The following is an 18,244-nucleotide window of genomic DNA, read 5'->3' as shown; positions in this document are numbered from 1 at the left end:
CCCGGCCGGCGGGATGGTGGAATCGATGTATGGACCTACGGGGGGCGTTGCCGGACGCGGCCGGCGACCGGCGCGGCCGCCGGATCGATCTCCTGCTGTTCGCCGTGACGCTGGCCGGTGGCCTGCTCATGTTCGTGGCCGGGCAGTACCGGCCCGCGTACCCGTCGCTGCCGGCCGCCTGGCTGCTGGTACCGATGCTGGTCTGCTGCGCGGCGGTGCCGCTGCGGCGGACCGCGCCGCTGCTGTCGGTCCTCGTCGGCACCGCCGCCGTCGCCGGTGACGCGGTGCTCGGCCCGTCGCTGGCCACCTGGTTGATCTACACCCAGGTGCTGTACGACGCCTGCGTGCATGGTCGGGCCTGGCTGTACCGGGGGCTGCTGGCGGTGTCGGTGGCCCTCGCCGTGGTGACCGGCGCCGTGGCCCTGGCCGTCGACCGGGACCTGCGGTCGCTCGGCCTGGGCCTGCTGGTGGCCGTCGTGACGGTGGTCCCGGTCCTGACCGGCATCCAGGTGCGCCACCACCGGGACCGGGCGAGCGCCGAACGGGAGCGGGCCGAGCAGGTACGGCGGCTGGCCGAACTGGACCGCGCCAACGCCGTGGCCGGCGAGCGCGCCCGGATGGCGCGCGAACTGCACGACGTGATCGCCAACCACCTCAGCGCCGTCGCGATCCACTCCACCGCCGCGCTCAGCGTCCCCGACCTCGACGACGCCGCTGTCCGCCGGGCGCTCACGGTGATCCGGGAGAACAGCGTGCGCGGGCTGGCCGAGATGCGGCGGATGGTGGAGTTCCTGCGCGACCCGACCGCCGCCGGTGAGCCGGACAGCCCGGGCCTGGGCGCACTGTCGGAACTGCTGCGCCGGTCGGAGCGCGCCGGCCTGCGGGCGGAGCTGACGGTACGGGGTGAGCCCGGTGACCTGCCCGTGGCCATCGACCTGGCCGGCTACCGGATCGTGCAGGAGTCGCTGACCAACGCGCTCAAGCACGGCGGGCCGGGTACGACCGGGGTCGAGGTCGACCACGGCCCGCGGTACCTGACGATCGTGATCTCCTCACCGCTGCCGGCCGGCGGTGCCGCGGCCGGTACCGGCCTGGACGGCGGATCGGGAGTGGTCGGCATGCGCGAGCGCGCGGTGCTGCTCGGTGGCGCGTTCGAGGCCGGCCCGCGCGACGGCCGGTGGCTGGTCTCGGCCCGCCTGCCGATGGAACCGGATCGGCCGGGACCGGCGGAGCAACCGGGCCGGACGGAACAGCCAGGACGGACGGAACAGCCAGGACGGACGGAACAGCCAGGACGGATGGGACAGTCGTGACGATCAGGGTGCTGGTCGCCGACGACCAGGACGCGGTACGCGCCGGCCTGGTCCTCATCCTCGGGTCGGCGCCGGACATCGACGTGGTCGGCGAGGCCGCCGACGGTGAGCGGGCGGTGGAGCTGGCGCTACGGCTGCACCCCGACGTGGTGGTGATGGATGCCCGCATGCCCCGGCTCGACGGCATCGCCGCGACCCGCGCGCTGGTGGCGGCCGCGGTGACGAACGTGCTCGTGTTGACCACGTTCGACCTGGACGAGTACGTGTTCGGTGCGCTGCGGGCGGGTGCGGCGGGGTTCCTGCTCAAGGACGCGGAGGCGGCCGACCTGCTGGCGGCGGTCCGTACGGTCGCCCGCGGCGACGGGGTGGTCGCGCCCGCGGTGACCCGCCGGGTCATCGCCGCGTTCACCGGTACGCCGCCACGGCGGCCGATGGACCTGTCCGCGCTCACCCCGCGCGAGCGGGAGGTGTTCGCCTGCCTCGGCGAGGGACTGTCCAACAGCGAGATCGCGGTCCGCCTGGGCATGGCCGAGGCGACGACGAAGACGCACGTCAGCCGGATCCTCGCCAAGCTGGAGCTGCGCAGCCGGGTGCAGGCCGCGATCCTGGCCCAGGAGGCGTCCCTGTCGTGACGACGGTGCCCCTGCCGCACGCAACCGCGCGGCAGGGGCACCGGGGCCGGACGGGCTCAGTGACCGAACGTGAACCAGTTGATGTTGACGAAGTCGGCCGGCTGGCCGCTGGTGAACGTCAGGAACACGGTGTGGGTACCGGTCACGGCCGAGATGTTGGCCGGCACGGTACGCCAGTTCTGCCAGCCGCCGGTGTCGCCGATGGCGAAGCTGCCGACGGGTGCGTTCGACCGGCTGTCGAGGCGTACCTCGACCAGGCCGCTGACGCTGCCGCCCGCACCGGAGGCGACCCGGGCGCTGAACTGACGCGCCGGGTTCGACCCGAAGTTGACGTTGTCGAACTGCAGCCAGTCACCGTTGGCGATCCAGCCCACGTCCTGCCCGCCGCCGGCGTCGGAGGTCGTCTCGGTCTGCGTACCGGACTGGGCGTTGTAGCTCTCGGCCTGGATGGTGGAGTAGGCGTCCCGCGCGCCGCCCGGCGGGGGCGGCGGAGGCGCGGTCGTACCGCCACCGCCGCCACCGGTGGTGTACACCGCGACGTAGTCGACGAGCATCGGTACGCCCGACTGGGTGGCGCCGGTGGGGCCGCCGCCGAACGCGTCGGGGAAGCCGCCGCCCATGGCCACGTTCAGGATGACGAAGAACCCGCGGTGGGTGGCGTTGTTCCAGGTGGTGGCATCCATCCGGTCCTGGCTGACGGTGAAGAAGTTCTGGCCGTCGCGGAACCAGCGCAGGGTCTCCGGCGAGGTGCTGCGGTCGTACTCGATGGCGTACGTGTGGAAGCCGGTCTTGCAGCCGGGGCAGGCCCGCTCGCCGCTGCCGATCCCGTTGAACTCGTCGCACGGCCCGCCGGGCGCGACGCCGCAGTGCATGGCGGCGAAGTGCGAGTCGCGGCCGTTGATGTTCTCCAGGATGTCCCACTCGCCGATGCCGGGCCAGTTGGTGGCGCCCACCGGCCGCGCCGCGTCGCCGAGCATCCAGAACGCCGGCCAGTAACCGGCGGCGGCCGCGCCGCTGACGTTGGGCTGCTGGATGGAGGCCTCGACGCGCAGCTTGCCGCCGGCGGGAGCGGCGAAGTCGGTGCGCTGGGTCTCGATCCGCCCCGACGTCCACCTGCCGGAGGCGTCGCGGATCGGCTTGATGGCGAGGTGGCCGGCACCGTCCTGGTACACGTTGGCGGTGCTGTCGGTCATCTCCTCGATCTCGCCGGTGCCCCAGTTGGCGGCGCCGCCGGGGTAGCCGTGGCCGAGGGAGTACAGCCAGTTGGACCGGTTGACCCCGGTGTTGGCGGCGCCGCTGAAGTCGTCGCCGAACACGAGGTTCCAACCGGACGGGGCGGGTGGCACGGCCGCCTTCGCACTGATCCGGGTGGTCAGCCAGCTCGCGGCGACGACCAGCACGACGGCCGCGACGGCGAGGAGCCGGACGGTGCGCCCCCGGGATCGGGGACGCGCGTACGCGGGTGAGCTCATGGGGTGCCTTTCCATGCAGGGAGTACGGCGGTGACGGGGGAGTCTGCGCCGCCCGCCGCGCCCGGAGCGCGTAAGAGAGCGCTCTCACACACTTTTTAACAAGGGGTTTCCTACATGTCAACGGCCATCGATATACCTGCGAAGGTTGGCATATCGGCCACCCGGCGGCCGCTGGCCAGCCGTTCCGCGTACCCCGGCCGGGCCCGCCCGCGCCTACCGCTCCCACGCCGGCGGCCGGCTCATGACAAGCTCAGGTGCATGACCAGGCAGGTAGACACCGAGCAGCGCCCCGACGACGAGGCCGCGGCCAGTCCGGACGCCACCCCCCTGGCGGCCAGCATCCGGGCCATCGAGCGCGCCGCCGGTTCGCTGGCCACCGCGAGCGTCGCGCGGATGGACGAGGTCCTGCCCTGGTTCCGTGACCTGCCCGCCGACCAGCGTGCCTGGGTGATGCTCGTGGCCCAGGCCGGCGTCCGGTCGCTTGTGGAGTGGCTGCGCCGCCGGGACGGCGACGACGGCGCCCCGCAGGAGGTCTCCGACGAGGTGTTCGACGCCGCCCCCCGGGCCCTGGCCCGCTCCATCAACCTGCAACAGACCGTCCAGCTCATCCGGATCACCATCGAGGTCGCCGAGGAGCAGGTGCCGCATCTGGCCGCCGCGGGCGAGGAGGCCGCCATCCAGGAGGCGATCCTGCGCTTCAGCCGCGAGATCGCCTTCGCCGCCGCCCGGGTGTACGCCCGCGCGGCGGAGACCCGCGGCGCGTGGGACGCCCGACTGCAGGCGCTGCTGGTCGACGCGCTGCTGCGCGGGGACTCCTCGGACGTGCTGGCGAGCCGCGCCGCCGCACTGGGCTGGGGCGACGCCCCGCCGGTCGCCGTCGCGGTCGGTCGCTCGCCGGGCGGCGAGGTGGCGATGGTGCTGCACACGGTGTACCGGGCGGCCCGGCGGATCGGCGTGGAGATCCTGGGCGGAGTGCACGGCGACCGCCTCGTGGTCGTGCTCGGTGGCGCCACCGACCCGCTCGCGGCCACCCGCAGCCTGCTGGTCGGCTTCGGCGACGGTCCGGTGGTCGTCGGACCGGCGGTGCCGAGCCTGGAGGAGGCGACCGAGTCCGCCCGGGCGGCGCTCGCCGGGTTCCGGGCCGCGCCGGCCTGGCCGTCGGCCCCCCGACCGGTGGCCGCCGCCGACCTGCTGCCCGAGCGGGCCCTGGCCGGGGACGCCGAGGCGCGCCGCATCCTGCGCCAGGACGTGTACGGCGCCCTGCTGCGCGCCGGCGGCGAACTGCTGGACACCCTCGACGCGTTCTTCACCGCCGGCGGCGTACTGGAGAGCGCGGCCCGCGCCCTGTACGTCCATCCGAACACGGTGCGGTACCGGCTGCGCCGCATCGGCGAGGTGACCGGATTCACGCCACTCACGGCGCGCGACGCGTTCGCGTTGCGGATCGCGCTGACCGTCGGCCGGCTCGATCCGTCGGCGACCCCTCCCCCGCCTGCGACCTCGGCAAACAGCGGGTGACACTTGGTTACCGGGACGGGTACCGAGAGAAACTGGACGGTACTCTTTGGAGGAATCCTCCAAAAGAAGTCGTCGAGTTTCGTGCCTAGCGTTACCCGTGCGGGGCCGGATCATCCGGAACAGTCATAGGGGTGCTCGCCGTACTAGCCCCCGGACAGGGGTCACAGAAGCCTGGCTTCCTCACGCCCTGGCTCCAACTCCCCGGCGCCGAGGCCCGCCTGCGCTGGTGGTCGGCCCTGGCCGGGCTCGACCTGGTGCACCTGGGCACCGAGGCGGACGCCGACGAGATCAAGGACACCGCCCGCACCCAGCCGCTGCTGGTCGCCGCCGCCCTGCTCGCGGCCGAGCACCTGCCAATGTACGACGTCGCCGTCGTCGCCGGGCACAGCGTCGGCGAGGTCGGCGCCGCGGCGCTCGCCGACGTCTTCACCGCCGAGGCCGCCATCACCTTCGCCGCCGTACGCGGGCGGGAGATGGCCGCGGCCTGCGCCCTCGAGGCCACCGGCATGAGTGCCGTCCTCGGCGGCGACCCCGACGAGGTCGTCGCCGCCATCGACGCCGCCGGGCTGTACCCGGCCAACCGCAACGGCGCCGGCCAGGTCGTGGCCGCCGGCGAACTGTCCAGCCTGGAGAAACTGGCCGCCGAGCCGCCCGCCCGGGCACGCGTCATTCCCCTGTCGGTCGCCGGCGCGTTCCACACCCCGTACATGGCCCCCGCCGAGCAGGCTCTCGCCGCCGTGGCCGGTGGCATCACCGCGGGTACGCCCAGCCGGATCCTGCTGTCCAACCGCGACGGCGCGGCCGTCGACCACGGCCCGACGATGCTGCAGCGGCTGGTCCGCCAGGTCACCGCGCCGGTGCGCTGGGACCTGTGCATGCAGACGCTCGCCGAGATCGGCGTCACCGCGATCATCGAACTGCCGCCCGCCGGTACGCTCGCCGGCCTGGCGAAGCGGACCCTCAAGGGCATCGAGATCATCACCGTGAACACGCCCGACGACCTGGCCGCGGCGCGGGACGCGATCGCCCGCCACGGCGCCGCGCCCAGTCACGAGCCGACGCTGCAGTTCCGCGTCGTGGTCGCGACCGCCGCCGGCAACTTCGTACCGGCCGCCGACCTCGCCGAGGGTGCCGAGGTCGGCACCGGACAGGTGATCGGCCACGTCTCCACCCGCCAGGGACCGGTCGAGGTGGCCGCCCACGACGCGGGAATCCTCACCGAATGGCTCGCCCACCCCGAGGACCCGGTGGCGCCCGGCCAACCCGTCGCCCGCATCGGAGGTTTGCTGTGACCGAGGAAAGCGAGCGCATGAGAAAGGTAACGCTGTGACCCGACCCGTCGCCGGCTCCCGGTTCCTCGCCCTGGGCCACTACCAGCCCTCGCGCATACTCACCAACGATGACCTGGCACAGATGGTCGACACCAACGACCAGTGGATCCGTGACCGGGTCGGCATCGTGACCCGCCGCGTCGCCGACACCGAGACCGTGGCCGACATGGCCGCGGCCGCGGCGGACAAGGCGCTCGCGGGCTCCGGTCTCACCGCCGGCGACATCGACCTCGTCGTCGTGGCGACCTGCAGCTCGGTCGACCGCTCCCCCAACGTGGCCTGCCGGGTCGCCGCGAAGCTCGGCATCACCGCGCCGGGCGCGTTCGACATCAACACCGCCTGCTCCGGCTTCTCGTACGCCCTCGCCGCCGCCGACCACGCGATCCGGGCCGGTTCGGCCCGCAACGCCATCGTCATCGGCGCCGAGAAGCTGTCCGACTTCACCGACTGGACCGACCGCTCGACCTGCATCCTGTTCGGCGACGCGGCCGGCGCGGCCGTGATCACCGCCGTCTCCGGGGACGAGCAGCCGGGGATCGGTCCGGTGCTGTGGGGGTCGGTACCCGAGCGCAGTGACGCGGTCCGCATCGAGGGTTGGCGGCCCTACATCCAGCAGGAGGGCCAGCAGGTCTTCCGCTGGGCCACGACGTCGCTCGCCCCGCTGGCCCTCGACGCGATCAAACGGGCCGGCTACGAGCCGGCCGACATCAAGGCGCTCGTCTGCCACCAGGCCAACGCCCGCATCATCGAGGGCATCGCCAAGCGGCTCAACCTGCCCGACGCGATCGTCGCGAAGGACATCGTCGAGTCGGGCAACACCTCGGCGGCCAGCATCCCGCTGGCCCTGTCGAAGCTGGTCGAGCGCCGCGAGATACCGTCCGGCGCGCCGGTACTACTGTTCGGCTTCGGCGGCGGCCTCACCTATGCCGGGCAGGTCGTCCGCTGCCCATGACCAGCGGGTAGATCGCCCGCTGGCGGTGACCGGACAGGCCGGCACCACCGCAACCGCCCACAAGGCTTTCGCCGTGAATGTTCCAACCAGGAAGGAAACAACCCAATGAGCCGTGACGAGATCGTTTCCGGACTCGCCGAGATCCTCGAAGAGGTCGCCGGGGTCAACCCCGACGACGTCACCGAGGAGAAGTCGTTCACCGAGGACCTCGACGTCGACTCGCTGTCGATGGTGGAGGTCGTGGTGGCGGCCGAGGAGAAGTTCGGTGTGAAGATCCCGGACGACGAGGTGCAGAACCTCAAGACGGTGGGCGACGCCGTGTCGTACATCATCAAGGCGCAGGCGTGAGCGTTGAGGTCGTCGTGACCGGGCTCGGCGCGACGACCCCGCTCGGCGGGGACGTCGCGTCGACCTGGGACGCCATGCTCGCCGGCCGCTCCGGGGTCAGCGCCCTGACCCAGGAGTGGGCGGCGCAGCTGCCGGTGCGGATCGCCGGTCAGCTCGCGCATGAGCCGACCATCGACCGGGTGCAGGCCCGGCGGATGGACCGGTCGGAGCAGGTCGCTCTGGTCGCCGCCCGTGAGGCGTGGGCCGACTCGGGCCTCGCCGACGCGGGCCTGGACCCGGAGCGGCTCGGCGTGGTCGTCGGCTCCGGTATCGGTGGTGCCACGACGCTGCTCGCCCAGGACGACATCCTCGAGGCGAGCGGCCCGCGCCGGGTGTCGCCGCACACCGTACCGATGCTCATGCCGAACGGGCCGGCGGCCTGGATCGGCCTGGAGCTCAAGGCCCGGGCGGGCGTGCACTCGCCCGCGAGCGCCTGCGCCACCGGCGCGGAGTCGATCGCCTGGGCGCTCGACATGATCCGCTCCGGCCGGGCCGACGTGGTCGTCGCCGGGGGTACCGAGTCGGTCATCCACCCGCTGCCGATCGCCGGCTTCGCCTCGATGCGCGCCATGTCGACGCGCAACGACGAGCCGGAGCGGGCGTCCCGCCCCTTCGACAAGGGCCGCGACGGCTTCGTGCTCGGCGAGGGCGCCGGGGTGATCGTGCTCGAACGCGCCGACTCCGCCCGCGCCCGCGGCGCCAAGGTGTACGCGCGGCTCGCCGGAGCGGGCATGACCTCCGACGGCTTCGACATCGTCCAGCCCGACCCCGAGGGCAACGGTGCCATCCGCGCCATCTCGATGGCGCTGCGCGACTCCGGCCTCGCCAAGACCGACGTGGTGCACGTCAACGCGCACGCCACGTCCACGCCGGTCGGTGACATCGCGGAGATCATCTCGCTGCACAAGGCACTGGGCGACCACCCCGTGATCACCTCGACGAAGTCGATGACCGGGCACCTGCTCGGCGCGGCCGGTGCGATCGAGTCGATCGCCACCATCCTCGCCATCCACCACGGCGTGGTGCCCCCCACGATCAACCTCGACGACCCCGACGACGGCGTCGACCTGGACGTGGCCGCCCACAAGGCGCGCCCGTTGGAGATTCCCGCCGCCCTGAACAATTCGTTCGGTTTCGGGGGCCACAACGCAGCGTTGATCTTCGCCCGCGTCTGACCGCCGCCCGGCGACGGTCAGACGCGCGCCAGGAGTGAGCGTGTGAGCCTCGCAGTCGCGGACAAGGAGAAGCGATGACACAGACAGCGACGACACCCGATACCCAGGCGATCGACTACCGGGACCCGGAGGTACGGCTGCGGGCCCTGTTCGACCAGGGGTCGCTTCGGCTGCTCGCCCCGCGCGACGACTCCGGGGTGCTGGCCGCACGCGGGGAGATCGACGGCACCCCGGTGGTCGCGTTCGCCTCGGACGCGACGCGGATGGGCGGCGCCATGGGTACCGAGGGCTGCCGCCACATCGTCGACTCCATCGATACGGCGGTCCGCGAGCGGGTACCCGTACTCGGGCTGTGGCACTGCGGCGGCGCGCGGCTGCAGGAGGGCGTGGTCGCGCTGGACGGCGTCGGCCAGGTCTTCGCCGCGATGGTGCGCGCCTCCGGGCGGGTACCGCAGATCTCGGTCGTCCTGGGCCCCGCGGCCGGCGGTGCGGCGTACGGTCCGGCCCTCACCGACATCGTGGTGATGTCCGACGCCGGTCGCATCTTCGTCACCGGCCCCGAGGTGGTGCGCAGCGTCACCGGCGAGCAGGTGGACATGGAGCGCCTCGGCGGCCCGGAGCCGCACGGCCGGCGCTCCGGCGTGGTGCACGTGACCACGAAGGACGACGAGTCGGCGCTGGCCAAGGCCCGCGAACTGGCCTCGCTGCTGGGCCGCCAGGGCCGGGTCGAGCCGGCCGACGCGTCCGAGGACGTCGACCTGTCCGGGCTGCTGCCCGACCAGCCGAACCGCGCGTACGACGTCAAGCCGCTGGTCAAGGCCCTGCTCGACGAGCCCGGCGTGGAGCTGCACGCCAAGTGGGCGCCCAACATCGTGACCACCCTGGGCCGGTTCGCGGGTCGCACCGTCGGCGTCATCGCCAACAACCCGATGCGCCTGGGCGGGTGCCTGGACGCCACCAGCGCCGAGAAGGCGGCCCGGTTCGTGCGGATGTGCGACTCGCTCGGCGTACCGCTGATCGTGCTCGTCGACGTGCCCGGCTACCTGCCCGGCGTCGGCCAGGAGTGGGACGGCGTGGTGCGCCGCGGCGCCAAGCTGCTGCACGCGTTCGCCGAGGCGGTCGTGCCGCGGGTGACGCTGGTGACCCGCAAGGCGTACGGCGGCGCGTACATCGCCATGAACTCCCGTTCGCTGGGCGCCACCGCGGTGTATGCGTGGCCCAACGCGGAGATCGCCGTCATGGGCGCCTCGGCCGCGGTGAACATCCTGCACCGCAAGAAGCTCGCCGCCGCGCCGGCCGACGAGCGCGAGGCGCTGCGCAACGAGCTGGTCGAGGAGCAGACCCGGGTCGCCGGTGGGGTCAACCGGGCCCTGGAGATCGGGGTCGTCGACGACGTGGTGAAGCCGACCGAGACCCGGCGGCGGATCGCGGAGGCGCTCGCGGCCGCACCGGCCGCGCGTGGCGCGCACGGCAACATTCCGCTGTAGTTCGCTCGCCTCCAGCGTGGCCCGCACCCCGTCCGGGGTCGCGGGCCACGCGTGTTTCTACGCCGCCAGCGACCTGCGGCGCGGCGTCAGCCGGCGCAGGCCGACCGGGGCAGTCCGGCCACCTCCACCGGGGACCGGCCCGGCGCCGGGGCGGCGCCGGCCAGCACGGCGGCGAGCGCGGTCATCGAGTCCCGGGTCGAGGAGTACGTAGCCAGCAGAACCGGTGACTTCGCGTCCCCCAGCACGTACGGCAGGTCCATCGCGGCCGTGACGGAGGCGCCGCCGCTGAGGTCGGTGGCGGTGTCGCCGTACCCGACCAGCCGCACCTCGGGTCCGCTGGCGCCGACCGTGTACCCGCGGGCCCGCAGCGCCTCGCCCAGCCACTGCACCTGCTGGTCGCGGCCGTCGGAGCCGGTGACCCGGACCGGACCCCGCGGTACGAGCGGCCCCCGGCAACCGCCGCGCAGGACGGTCACGGCCGCCGCGGCGACCTTCGCGGCCGCCGCCTGCCGGTCGGCACCGGCCAGCCCGGCCAGGTCCGGCTGCGGCTGCCCGGCCAGCCGCAGCTTCAGCGCCAGTACCCGGGTCGCCGCCTCGACCAGGCGGGTGCGGGGCAGCGAGCCGTTGCCCAGGCCCTCGAGCAGGCCGCGCTGGGCAGCGGCGAGGTCCGGCGGCATCAGCAGGAGGTCGTTACCGGCGACCAGGGCGCGCACGGCCGCCTCGCCCGGCGCGTACTTCTCCGCCGGCGCCATGTTCATCGCGTCGCTGACCACCACACCCCTGAAGCCGAGCTGGCCGCGGAGCAGGTCGACGAGCACCTTCGAGGAGAACGACGCCGGTACGCCCGGGTCGATCGACCGTACGTCGAGGTGACCGGACATGACCAGGTCGGCACCGGCACCGATCCCGGCCGTGAACGGCGGCAGGTCACCGGCGGCCAGCGCGTCCCGGCTCTGGCCGAGGACGGGGAGCTGGGTGTGGCTGTCGCCGGTGGTGTGGCCGTGGCCCGGGAAGTGCTTCAGCGTCGCCGCGACCCCCCCGTCACGCAGCCCCTGGACCGCCGCGGCCACCTGGTCGGACACCGCTTTGGGGTCGGTGCCGTACGAGCGCGAGCCGATGGGGCCGTCACCGGACTGGCCCAGCACGTCGGCGATCGGCGCGAAGTCGACGTTGATGCCGATGGCGCGCAGGTCGGCCCCGGCGGCGCCCCACGCGGCGCGGGTCAGGGCGGGGTCGCCGGCGGCGCCGAAGGCGAGCGCGCTGGGCAGCTGGGTCACCCCGGAGCGGAGCCGGTTGACCACCCCGTACTCCTGGTCGGTGCCGACGAGCAGCGGCACCTTCGCCGGCAGCTTCGCGGCGGCGGCCTGCAGCCCGTCGGTGAAGGACCGGACCTGGGTCGGCGACACGAGGTTGCTGCTCTTGTTGGTGCTCGCGGTCGGGTCGGCGGCCGCCTGGTTCATCAGGATCAGGCCGCCCAGCCGGTACTTGTCGACCATCTCCGCGGGGGTGGCGACGCCCGCGTACGCGCGGTTGGCGGACACCGCGGCGCTGCTCACCGTCGTCGCGTTGTCGCCGTAGGCGTACGGCATCAGCACCTGGCCGACCAGGTCCGCGTCGGAGAGCCCGGCGGCGAGCGCGGCGGCGCGGGCCGCCGGGTCCGGCCCCGCGCTGGAGGTCGGCGACCCGCTGGCGGCGTGCCAGGAGCCGTGGGCGGAGTCGGCGTTGGCCGACGTCACTCCCCGACCACAGCCGGCGAGCAGGGTGGCGGTGATCAGGGCGACGATTCCGGCTAGCGCACGCACGCACCCCACTCAACCAGAACGACGCCGATTCAGCCGACCCGGGTGAGCAGGGTCATCGGGCTGCCCTCACCCGCGTAGCGGTACGGCTCCAGTTCGGCGTCCCACGGCGTGCCCAGCGCCTTGTCCAGTGCGTGGGCCAACGCCTCGTACCCGACCGCCGTCGCCATGAGGGCGCGCAGCCGGTCCTCGGACAGTTGGATGTCACCGTTGGCGCTGGTCGCCGCCCGGAACAGGCCACGGCCCGGTGCGTACATGTAGCGCTCGCCGTCGACGCCGGGGCTCGGCTCCTCGGTGACCTCGAACCGGATCATGGGCCACTGCCGCAGGGCGGCGGCGAGCTCACCGCCGGTACCGGGTTGGCCGGTCCAGCCGCACTCGGCCCGCCGAGCGCCGGGCTCAACGGGCTGGGCGGTCCACTCCAGGCGCACCGGCGCCGAGAGGACACGCGCGATTGCCCACTCGACGTGCGGGCACACGGCGAGCGGGGTCGAGTGGACGTATACGACGCCACGTGTTGGCACGGTGGACCTCCCGGGAGCCGAGGTGCGTCTTCCCCTACGACCTCGATCTCGAAAGGACCGTGTTCATGATGACGGTTGTAGCCGGCGGCGCGCCAGTGAACGACAGGGCTGGCTCCTGACGAAATATCTAACGCCCGGTACCCGTTCAGGTAACTGGTGACCGGTGCGTAACGCAAGGCGAGACGCCCGGTAGGCACTGCTGAGGATGAGATCACCCAACGTGGTCGTGTACAGTTTCCTCGGCGCCCTGTGCCGCGTTTCTTCGATCCCGCTTCTTTGTGCAAGGAGTCCCGCCCGTGGCGAGCAACACCTCCAAGACCGCGCGCGCCTCAGTCCGCGCAGGCCAGGCCGGCGCCAATGGTGCCCTGAGCGTGCTTGGCGAGTTCAAGTACGTCATTCCGCTCAACAAGGGCCGCAACGCGTACGTGCGTAACCTCACCAACGGCAAGACGGTCCACCTGCGCACCGACTCCGAGGCTTTCGTCGAGGAGATCCGCACGCTGGCCGCCGCCGGCCACGCCGCCAAGATCCGCGCCGAGCTGGGCGCGCTGAACGAGGCCAACCCCGACCACGGTTGGGACGCCACCGAGAAGCGACTGGTCGAGGCCGGCGTCTTCGGCGAGAGCTGAGCCGGCCGCTCATCGACGTCAGAGGGCGCCCCGCGGTTACCGCGGGGCGCCCTCTCGTCGTCTCCGGGACGCGGCGGCCGGGCACGCCGTATCCGTGCGCGCTCGCCGCCGGCGGCTACCGGCCGAGGACGCGCACCTGGCCGGTGTCCACCTGGTAGCGCGCACCGACGACCTCCAGCGCGCCGGCGGCGAGCCGGTCGCGCACCACGGCCAGTTCCGACAAGGCCGACACGGTACGGCTGATGTGCCGGTCCACCGCCCGGTCCACGCGCGCCGACCGGTCGGCGGGGTCGCCCCGGTCCACCGACGGCGCGATCTCGTCCACCAGCGACCGCATCGGCCCCTCCGGGCGGGTACCGGCGTCGACGGCGTCGACCGTCGCGCCGACCGCGCCGCAGTACTGGTGGCCGAGCACGAGGACCAGCGGGACGCCGAACACGGCGACGCAGAACTCGACCGAGCCCAGCCCGGCCTCGTCGAGCACGTGGCCGCCGGTACGCACCACGACGATCGAGCCGAAGTCCTGGTCGAGGACGGCCTCCGGGGGTACCCGCGAGTCCAGGCAGCCGACCACGAGCGCCCACGGACGGTGCTCCGGGGTACGCGCGCGCGGCGCGTCCACGCGATGGCCGAACCGCGGCCGCCCGGCCGCGAACCGTTGATTGCCGGCGAGTAGCTCGGCCAACGGTGTGGCCAGGTCCGGCGGGGACTGCGCGGCGGCACGCGCCGCCGCGGCGGACGGGGACTCGTCGGGCCGCGGGCTGCCGATCATCTCTCCAGGATTGGGCCTCAGGCCGGGATATGCCAGCCGAAACGGCAATATTGCGACGGTGATCACCCACACGGATCCACATGTAGTTACCTAGTTACGTATGAACACCGCACGGGTAACGAAAGGCATGGCCACGGACACCACGGTCTGCCTCCCGGACGGGGTGCGTCTCCACATCGAGGAGCACGGCGATCCCGCGAGTCCCCTGACTGTCGTATTCCTGCACGGCTGGACGCTCGACGCCCGGCTGTGGCGCCGACAGATCGCCGACCTGCCGGCCGAACTGGGCGCCCCGGTCCGGATCCTGGCGTTCGACCTGCGCGGGCACGGCAGGTCCACGGCCTGCCCGCGGGCCACGACGACGCTCGCACAGCTCGCCGACGACCTGCACGCTGTCCTGCACGAGCGGGTACCCGAGGGGCGGATCGTCCTCGCCGGCCACTCGATGGGCGGTATGACGATCATGGAGTACGCCCACCGCCACTCGGCCGAGTTCACCGAGCGGGTCGCCGGTGTCGTGCTCATGTGCACGACCGCCGAGGGCACCACGCACACCACGTACGGGCTGGCTCCGGGCGTGGCGCGGGTGGTGCGCGCGCTGGAGCTCACCGGCGCCGCGCTGCTGGCCCGGTCCGGGCCGTGGCGGCTGCACCGCACCGTCATGCCGGTGCTCTCCCCCGGCATCCGGTTCTTCGGCTTCGGCCGGGTCGCCGACCCCGCCGCCGTACGCCTGACGATCGGCATGATCGGCAGCGCCCGGCTCGCCACCATCGGCGGTTTCCGGCCCTGGTTCGAGGAGCAGCACCGGGTCGACGCGCTGGTGCACATGGCGACCCTGCCGGCCGCCGTGCTCGTCGGCGGGCAGGACCGGCTGACCCCGAGCACCTGCGCCGACACCATCGTCGCCGCCCTGCCCGGCGCCGAGCACCTGACCTTCCCGGACGCCGGGCACATGCTGCCGCTGGAGTGTCCCGAGGAGGTCACCGGCGCGATCGCCCGGGTCTGCCAGCGGGCCGTGGGCGTGCCCAGCATCGCGCCGCGCCCGGACCCGCGCGACCGGACGCCGGGTGACGCCGCCGCGGCGGCGTGAGCCGGACCGCCGTCGGGGTTCCCCCGGACGCGGACCGAACGGCCGCCTCGGGGTGGGCCCGGACGGTACCCGGACATGGCTCACGCGGGCGGTCCGCACTGGCCCGTACCCGCGTAAACTCCCGAACGGCGGCCGACCGGCGGCGCGGGAGGAGACATCATGCACTTTGTCGAGGCATGGATGGCCCACCTGTCCCCGTTCGCGATCTACGCGGTCGTCTCCCTCGTCATCGGTGTCGAGAGCATGGGCATCCCGCTGCCCGGCGAGATCACGCTGGTCTGCGCGTCGCTGCTGGCCGCACAGGGGCTGACCAACCCGTGGTTCGTCGGCCTCGCCGCGTCGGTCGGCGCGATCGTCGGCGACTCGATCGGGTACGCGGTGGGCCGGCGCGGCGGTCGCGCGGTCCTGGAGCGGTTCGGCCGGCGGTTCCCGAAGCACTTCGGCCCGGCGCACCTGGCCCACGCCGAGCGCGTCTTCGCCCGCCACGGCGTGTGGGCGGTGTTCTTCGGCCGGTTCGTGGCGCTGCTGCGCATCCTCGCGGGGCCGCTCGCGGGCGCGCTGCGGGTGCCGTACCCGAAGTTCCTGCTCGCCAACGCGGCCGGCGGTGTCGTCTGGGCGTACGGCACGACCTTTGCGATCTTCTACGCCGGGCGGGCCGCCGAGCGCTGGCTCAAGCAGTTCTCCTGGCTGGCGCTGGTCGTCGCCCTGCTCGTCGGCCTGGCAACGACGATGTACCTGAAGCGCCGGGCCCTCCGGCGCGCGCACGAGGAGGCGGATACCCCGCCGGCGAAGGAGCGGACGACCACCGCCGGATGACCGATCGGGCGCCCGTGGCGCACCGTGCGGACACTGACCGTGGGGATCCCCGACATCGTCCCGGCGAATGATCGGATTTTGCCGCCACACTGCGTACGCTCGCCATGGCCCGTTCCCGACCGCTGGAGTCCGCTTGTCCGTCCCTGTCCCCGACTCCGATCCCGTCCGCCGGTCTGAGATCGACAACGAGCAACGCTACGTCGACCGGGTGTACGCCCGGCTGGGTGAGCTGCGCCGCAGCGTCGCGGAGGCGGAGAAGGCCGGCTACGGCCTGGCCCGCGTCGGCACCTTCGGCGCCTATGTCGAGCGCGACGCCATGGTCTACCACGCCGCCCGCCGCCGGCACGCGCTCGACGCCGAGTACGAGGGGCTGGTTTTCGGCCGCCTCGACCTGGGCCCGGACGTCCGGCGCAGCGACGAGTACACCAGCCCGGTCTCCCCGGCCGTGCCCGGCGGCGAGGCGCGCTACATCGGCCGCCTCGGGCTGCGCGACGAGGCGCACGACTCCCTGGTCGTCGACTGGCGGGCGCCGGCGGCGGCGCCCTTCTACCGGGCCACCCCGACCGACCGGATGGGCGTCGTGCGCCGCCGTACGCTGCGCAGCTCCGGCGAGACCGTCGTCGACGTCGAGGACGACCTGCTCGACCCGACCGCCGCGCCGGCGGACATGCCGGTCATCGGCGACGGTGCGCTGCTGGCCACGCTCAGCCGCGCCACCGGCCGCGGCATGCGCGACATCGTCGCGACGATCCAGCGCGAGCAGGACGACGCGATCCGCTCCCCCGCGCTCGGGGTGACCATCGTGCGCGGCGGCCCGGGCACCGGCAAGACCGCCGTGGCGCTGCACCGGGCGGCGTACCTGCTGTACGCCGACCGCAACCGGTTCGAAAGCGGCGGCGTGCTGGTGGTCGGCCCGTCGGAGGTGTTCGTCAACTACGTCAGCCGGGTGCTGCCGTCGCTGGGCGAGGAGACCGTCACCCTGCGCTCGCTGGGCCAGGTCGTGGAGAACGTCAGCGCCACCCGGCACGACGACGACGAGACCGCCGCGATCAAGGGGTCGCTGCGCATGAGCCGGGTGCTGGGCCGGGCCGCCCGGGACGCCGTACCCGGCTCGCCCGACCGGTTCCGCCTGCTCTACCGCGGCCAGCTGCTCGAACTGAACCGCCACGCCCTGGACGGGATCCGGCGTGACCTGCTGGCCCCGGGCCTCAAGCGCAACGCGGTACGGGCGAAGGCCGCCGGCCATGTGCTGGACGCGCTGTGGCGCCAGAGCGTGGAGCTGCTGCCCAGGCACCGCCGGCAGGAGCGCGCGGAGTTCGCCTCGGAGATCGCCTCGAACCGGGAGTTCATCCGGTTCATGGGCGCCTGGTGGCCGATCCTGGCCCCGCAGACCGTCCTGGGCTGGCTGGCCGATCCGGCGCGGCTGCGCCGGTCGTGCGACGGCATCCTGTCCCGGGTCGAGATAGACCGGCTGGCGGAGTCGTACGCGCGGGACGCCGAGGCGGAGTGGACCGTCGCCGACGTGGCGCTGCTCGACGAGCTCGACGACCTGCTCGGCACGCCGCCGGTCCGCAAGCGGCCGCGCCGGGACCCGTTCCACGTCGTCGACGGCATCCGCGAGGTCACCACGTACGCCGACCGGATGGCCGCGACCCGCGCGGTCGCGACCGAACGCCCGGAGGACTACCGCGACTACGCCCATATCGTGGTGGACGAGTCGCAGGACGTCTCGCCGATGCAGTGGCGGATGATCGGGCGGCGGGGACCGCACGCGAGCTGGACGATCGTGGGCGACCCGGCGCAGGCCGCGTGGGGCGACCCGGGCGAGGCCCGGCGGGCGATGGAGGCGGCGATCGGGTCGCGGCGGCGCAGCGAGTACACGCTCACCACCAACTACCGTAACGCCGCCGAGATCTTCGACCTGGCCGCCGCGGTGATCCGGCGCGCCGAGCCGCGGCTGGAGCTGCCGACCGCGGTGCGCTCGTCGGGCGTACCGCCGCGGCACGCGCGGGTGGCCGCGGCCGACCTGCCGGCGGCGACCCGCGAGGCGGTGGCGAAGATGCTCGGCGAGGTCGCCGGCACGGTCGGCGTGATCACGTCGATGGCCGCCCGGGCCGAGGTCGCCGGCTGGCTGCCCGACGTGGACTCCGAGCGCCTCCAGGTGGTCGGCAGCCTGGAGGCCAAGGGCATGGAGTACGACGGCGTGGTCCTCGTCGAGCCCGCCGCGATCCGCGACGAGGGGCGCTCCGGTGTGCGGACCCTCTACGTCGCCCTGTCGCGGGCCACCCAGCGCCTGGTCACCGTCGGCACCGACGACTCCTGGCTGCCCCCTTCACCATGATCACGG

At 73.4% G+C, this 18,244-nt stretch carries 16 protein-coding genes; 12 read left to right on the top strand and 4 right to left on the bottom strand.

What is annotated here, in order from left to right:
* Positions 1–29 precede the first annotated feature (29 nt).
* Positions 30–1,313, top strand: coding sequence for a sensor histidine kinase (locus ACNTMW_RS28270; protein WP_426636926.1), 1,284 nt, complete (start codon positions 30–32; stop codon positions 1,311–1,313).
* Positions 1,310–1,945, top strand: coding sequence for a response regulator (locus ACNTMW_RS28265; RefSeq protein ID WP_426636925.1), 636 nt, complete (start codon positions 1,310–1,312; stop codon positions 1,943–1,945). The genes ACNTMW_RS28270 and ACNTMW_RS28265 overlap by 4 nt, the downstream gene beginning before the upstream one ends.
* Positions 1,946–2,001: 56 nt before the next feature.
* Here ACNTMW_RS28265 and ACNTMW_RS28260 read toward each other — a convergent pair whose 3' ends face one another.
* Positions 2,002–3,417 carry a glycoside hydrolase family 16 protein gene (locus tag ACNTMW_RS28260; protein ID WP_426636924.1) on the bottom strand — a complete coding sequence of 472 codons (1,416 nt, stop codon included), beginning with the start codon at positions 3,415–3,417 and terminating at the stop codon, positions 2,002–2,004.
* Positions 3,418–3,675: 258 nt separating this feature from the next.
* Here ACNTMW_RS28260 and ACNTMW_RS28255 point away from each other — a divergent pair, with 258 nt between their 5' ends.
* The 6 genes from ACNTMW_RS28255 (at position 3,676) to ACNTMW_RS28230 (ending at position 10,267) form a co-directional block, all read left to right on the top strand.
* Entirely contained in the window at positions 3,676–4,935 is a 1,260-nt protein-coding gene (locus ACNTMW_RS28255; RefSeq protein ID WP_426636923.1) for a PucR family transcriptional regulator, read from the top strand.
* Positions 4,936–5,066: 131 nt separating this feature from the next.
* Positions 5,067–6,227 carry an acyltransferase domain-containing protein gene (locus tag ACNTMW_RS28250; protein ID WP_426636922.1) on the top strand — a complete coding sequence of 387 codons (1,161 nt, stop codon included), beginning with the start codon at positions 5,067–5,069 and terminating at the stop codon, positions 6,225–6,227.
* Between the two features lie 34 nt (positions 6,228–6,261).
* Positions 6,262–7,218, top strand: coding sequence for a beta-ketoacyl-ACP synthase III (locus ACNTMW_RS28245; RefSeq protein ID WP_426636921.1), 957 nt, complete (start codon positions 6,262–6,264; stop codon positions 7,216–7,218).
* Between the two features lie 105 nt (positions 7,219–7,323).
* Positions 7,324–7,566, top strand: coding sequence for an acyl carrier protein (locus ACNTMW_RS28240; protein WP_426636920.1), 243 nt, complete (start codon positions 7,324–7,326; stop codon positions 7,564–7,566).
* Positions 7,563–8,780 carry a beta-ketoacyl-ACP synthase II gene (gene fabF / locus ACNTMW_RS28235; RefSeq protein WP_426636919.1) on the top strand — a complete coding sequence of 406 codons (1,218 nt, stop codon included), beginning with the start codon at positions 7,563–7,565 and terminating at the stop codon, positions 8,778–8,780. The genes ACNTMW_RS28240 and fabF overlap by 4 nt, the downstream gene beginning before the upstream one ends.
* 74 nt (positions 8,781–8,854) lie before the next feature.
* On the top strand, positions 8,855–10,267 hold the full coding sequence (locus ACNTMW_RS28230) for an acyl-CoA carboxylase subunit beta (RefSeq protein ID WP_426636918.1): 1,413 nt from the start codon (positions 8,855–8,857) through the stop codon (positions 10,265–10,267).
* Between the two features lie 86 nt (positions 10,268–10,353).
* On the opposite strand, the gene ACNTMW_RS28225 is transcribed toward ACNTMW_RS28230, so the two are convergent.
* Positions 10,354–12,078, bottom strand: a complete 1,725-nt coding sequence (locus ACNTMW_RS28225; RefSeq protein ID WP_426636917.1) for a glycoside hydrolase family 3 N-terminal domain-containing protein — start codon at positions 12,076–12,078, stop codon at positions 10,354–10,356.
* A 20-nt stretch (positions 12,079–12,098) separates the two neighbouring features.
* Positions 12,099–12,590 (bottom strand): DUF3145 domain-containing protein, encoded by a 492-nt coding sequence (locus ACNTMW_RS28220; protein ID WP_426636915.1) that lies wholly within the window; start codon positions 12,588–12,590, stop codon positions 12,099–12,101.
* Between the two features lie 296 nt (positions 12,591–12,886).
* On the opposite strand from ACNTMW_RS28220, the gene ACNTMW_RS28215 reads away from it, so the two are divergent.
* Positions 12,887–13,219 (top strand): hypothetical protein, encoded by a 333-nt coding sequence (locus tag ACNTMW_RS28215; RefSeq protein WP_426636914.1) that lies wholly within the window; start codon positions 12,887–12,889, stop codon positions 13,217–13,219.
* 115 nt (positions 13,220–13,334) lie between these two features.
* Here the strand turns inward: ACNTMW_RS28215 and ACNTMW_RS28210 are convergent, their stop codons facing one another.
* On the bottom strand, positions 13,335–13,991 hold the full coding sequence (locus tag ACNTMW_RS28210) for a carbonic anhydrase (RefSeq protein WP_426636913.1): 657 nt from the start codon (positions 13,989–13,991) through the stop codon (positions 13,335–13,337).
* A gap of 127 nt (positions 13,992–14,118) precedes the next feature.
* On the opposite strand from ACNTMW_RS28210, the gene ACNTMW_RS28205 reads away from it, so the two are divergent.
* The 3 genes from ACNTMW_RS28205 to ACNTMW_RS28195 all read left to right on the top strand — a co-directional run bounded on the left by ACNTMW_RS28205 (position 14,119) and on the right by ACNTMW_RS28195 (position 18,238).
* Positions 14,119–15,081: an alpha/beta fold hydrolase gene (locus ACNTMW_RS28205; protein ID WP_426636912.1), complete on the top strand. Its 963-nt coding sequence runs from the start codon at positions 14,119–14,121 to the stop codon at positions 15,079–15,081.
* A 159-nt stretch (positions 15,082–15,240) separates the two neighbouring features.
* The gene (locus tag ACNTMW_RS28200) at positions 15,241–15,897 is read left to right on the top strand and encodes a DedA family protein (RefSeq protein ID WP_426636911.1); all 657 of its coding nucleotides are present in this window, start codon (positions 15,241–15,243) and stop codon (positions 15,895–15,897) included.
* A gap of 133 nt (positions 15,898–16,030) precedes the next feature.
* Positions 16,031–18,238 (top strand): HelD family protein, encoded by a 2,208-nt coding sequence (locus ACNTMW_RS28195; protein WP_426636910.1) that lies wholly within the window; start codon positions 16,031–16,033, stop codon positions 18,236–18,238.
* Positions 18,239–18,244 lie beyond the last annotated feature (6 nt).

It is taken from the genome of Planosporangium spinosum (genome assembly GCF_049999945.1).
Lineage (GTDB): Bacteria > Actinomycetota > Actinomycetes > Mycobacteriales > Micromonosporaceae > Planosporangium > Planosporangium spinosum.
The sequence above is the reverse complement of the archived record's forward strand: the minus strand, read 5'-3'. Positions and strand labels throughout refer to the sequence as shown.

Excerpts from the sequence above, each read along its gene's own strand:
- ACNTMW_RS28270 (WP_426636926.1), top strand. The coding sequence starts at position 30 with ATGGACCTACGGGGGGCGTTGCCGGACGCGGCCGGCGACCGGCGCGGC.
- ACNTMW_RS28260 (WP_426636924.1), bottom strand. The coding sequence starts at position 3,417 with ATGAGCTCACCCGCGTACGCGCGTCCCCGATCCCGGGGGCGCACCGTC.
- ACNTMW_RS28255 (WP_426636923.1), top strand. The coding sequence starts at position 3,676 with ATGACCAGGCAGGTAGACACCGAGCAGCGCCCCGACGACGAGGCCGCG.
- ACNTMW_RS28240 (WP_426636920.1), top strand. The coding sequence starts at position 7,324 with ATGAGCCGTGACGAGATCGTTTCCGGACTCGCCGAGATCCTCGAAGAG.
- ACNTMW_RS28230 (WP_426636918.1), top strand. The coding sequence starts at position 8,855 with ATGACACAGACAGCGACGACACCCGATACCCAGGCGATCGACTACCGG.
- ACNTMW_RS28210 (WP_426636913.1), bottom strand. The coding sequence starts at position 13,991 with ATGATCGGCAGCCCGCGGCCCGACGAGTCCCCGTCCGCCGCGGCGGCG.
- ACNTMW_RS28205 (WP_426636912.1), top strand. The coding sequence starts at position 14,119 with ATGGCCACGGACACCACGGTCTGCCTCCCGGACGGGGTGCGTCTCCAC.
- ACNTMW_RS28200 (WP_426636911.1), top strand. The coding sequence starts at position 15,241 with ATGCACTTTGTCGAGGCATGGATGGCCCACCTGTCCCCGTTCGCGATC.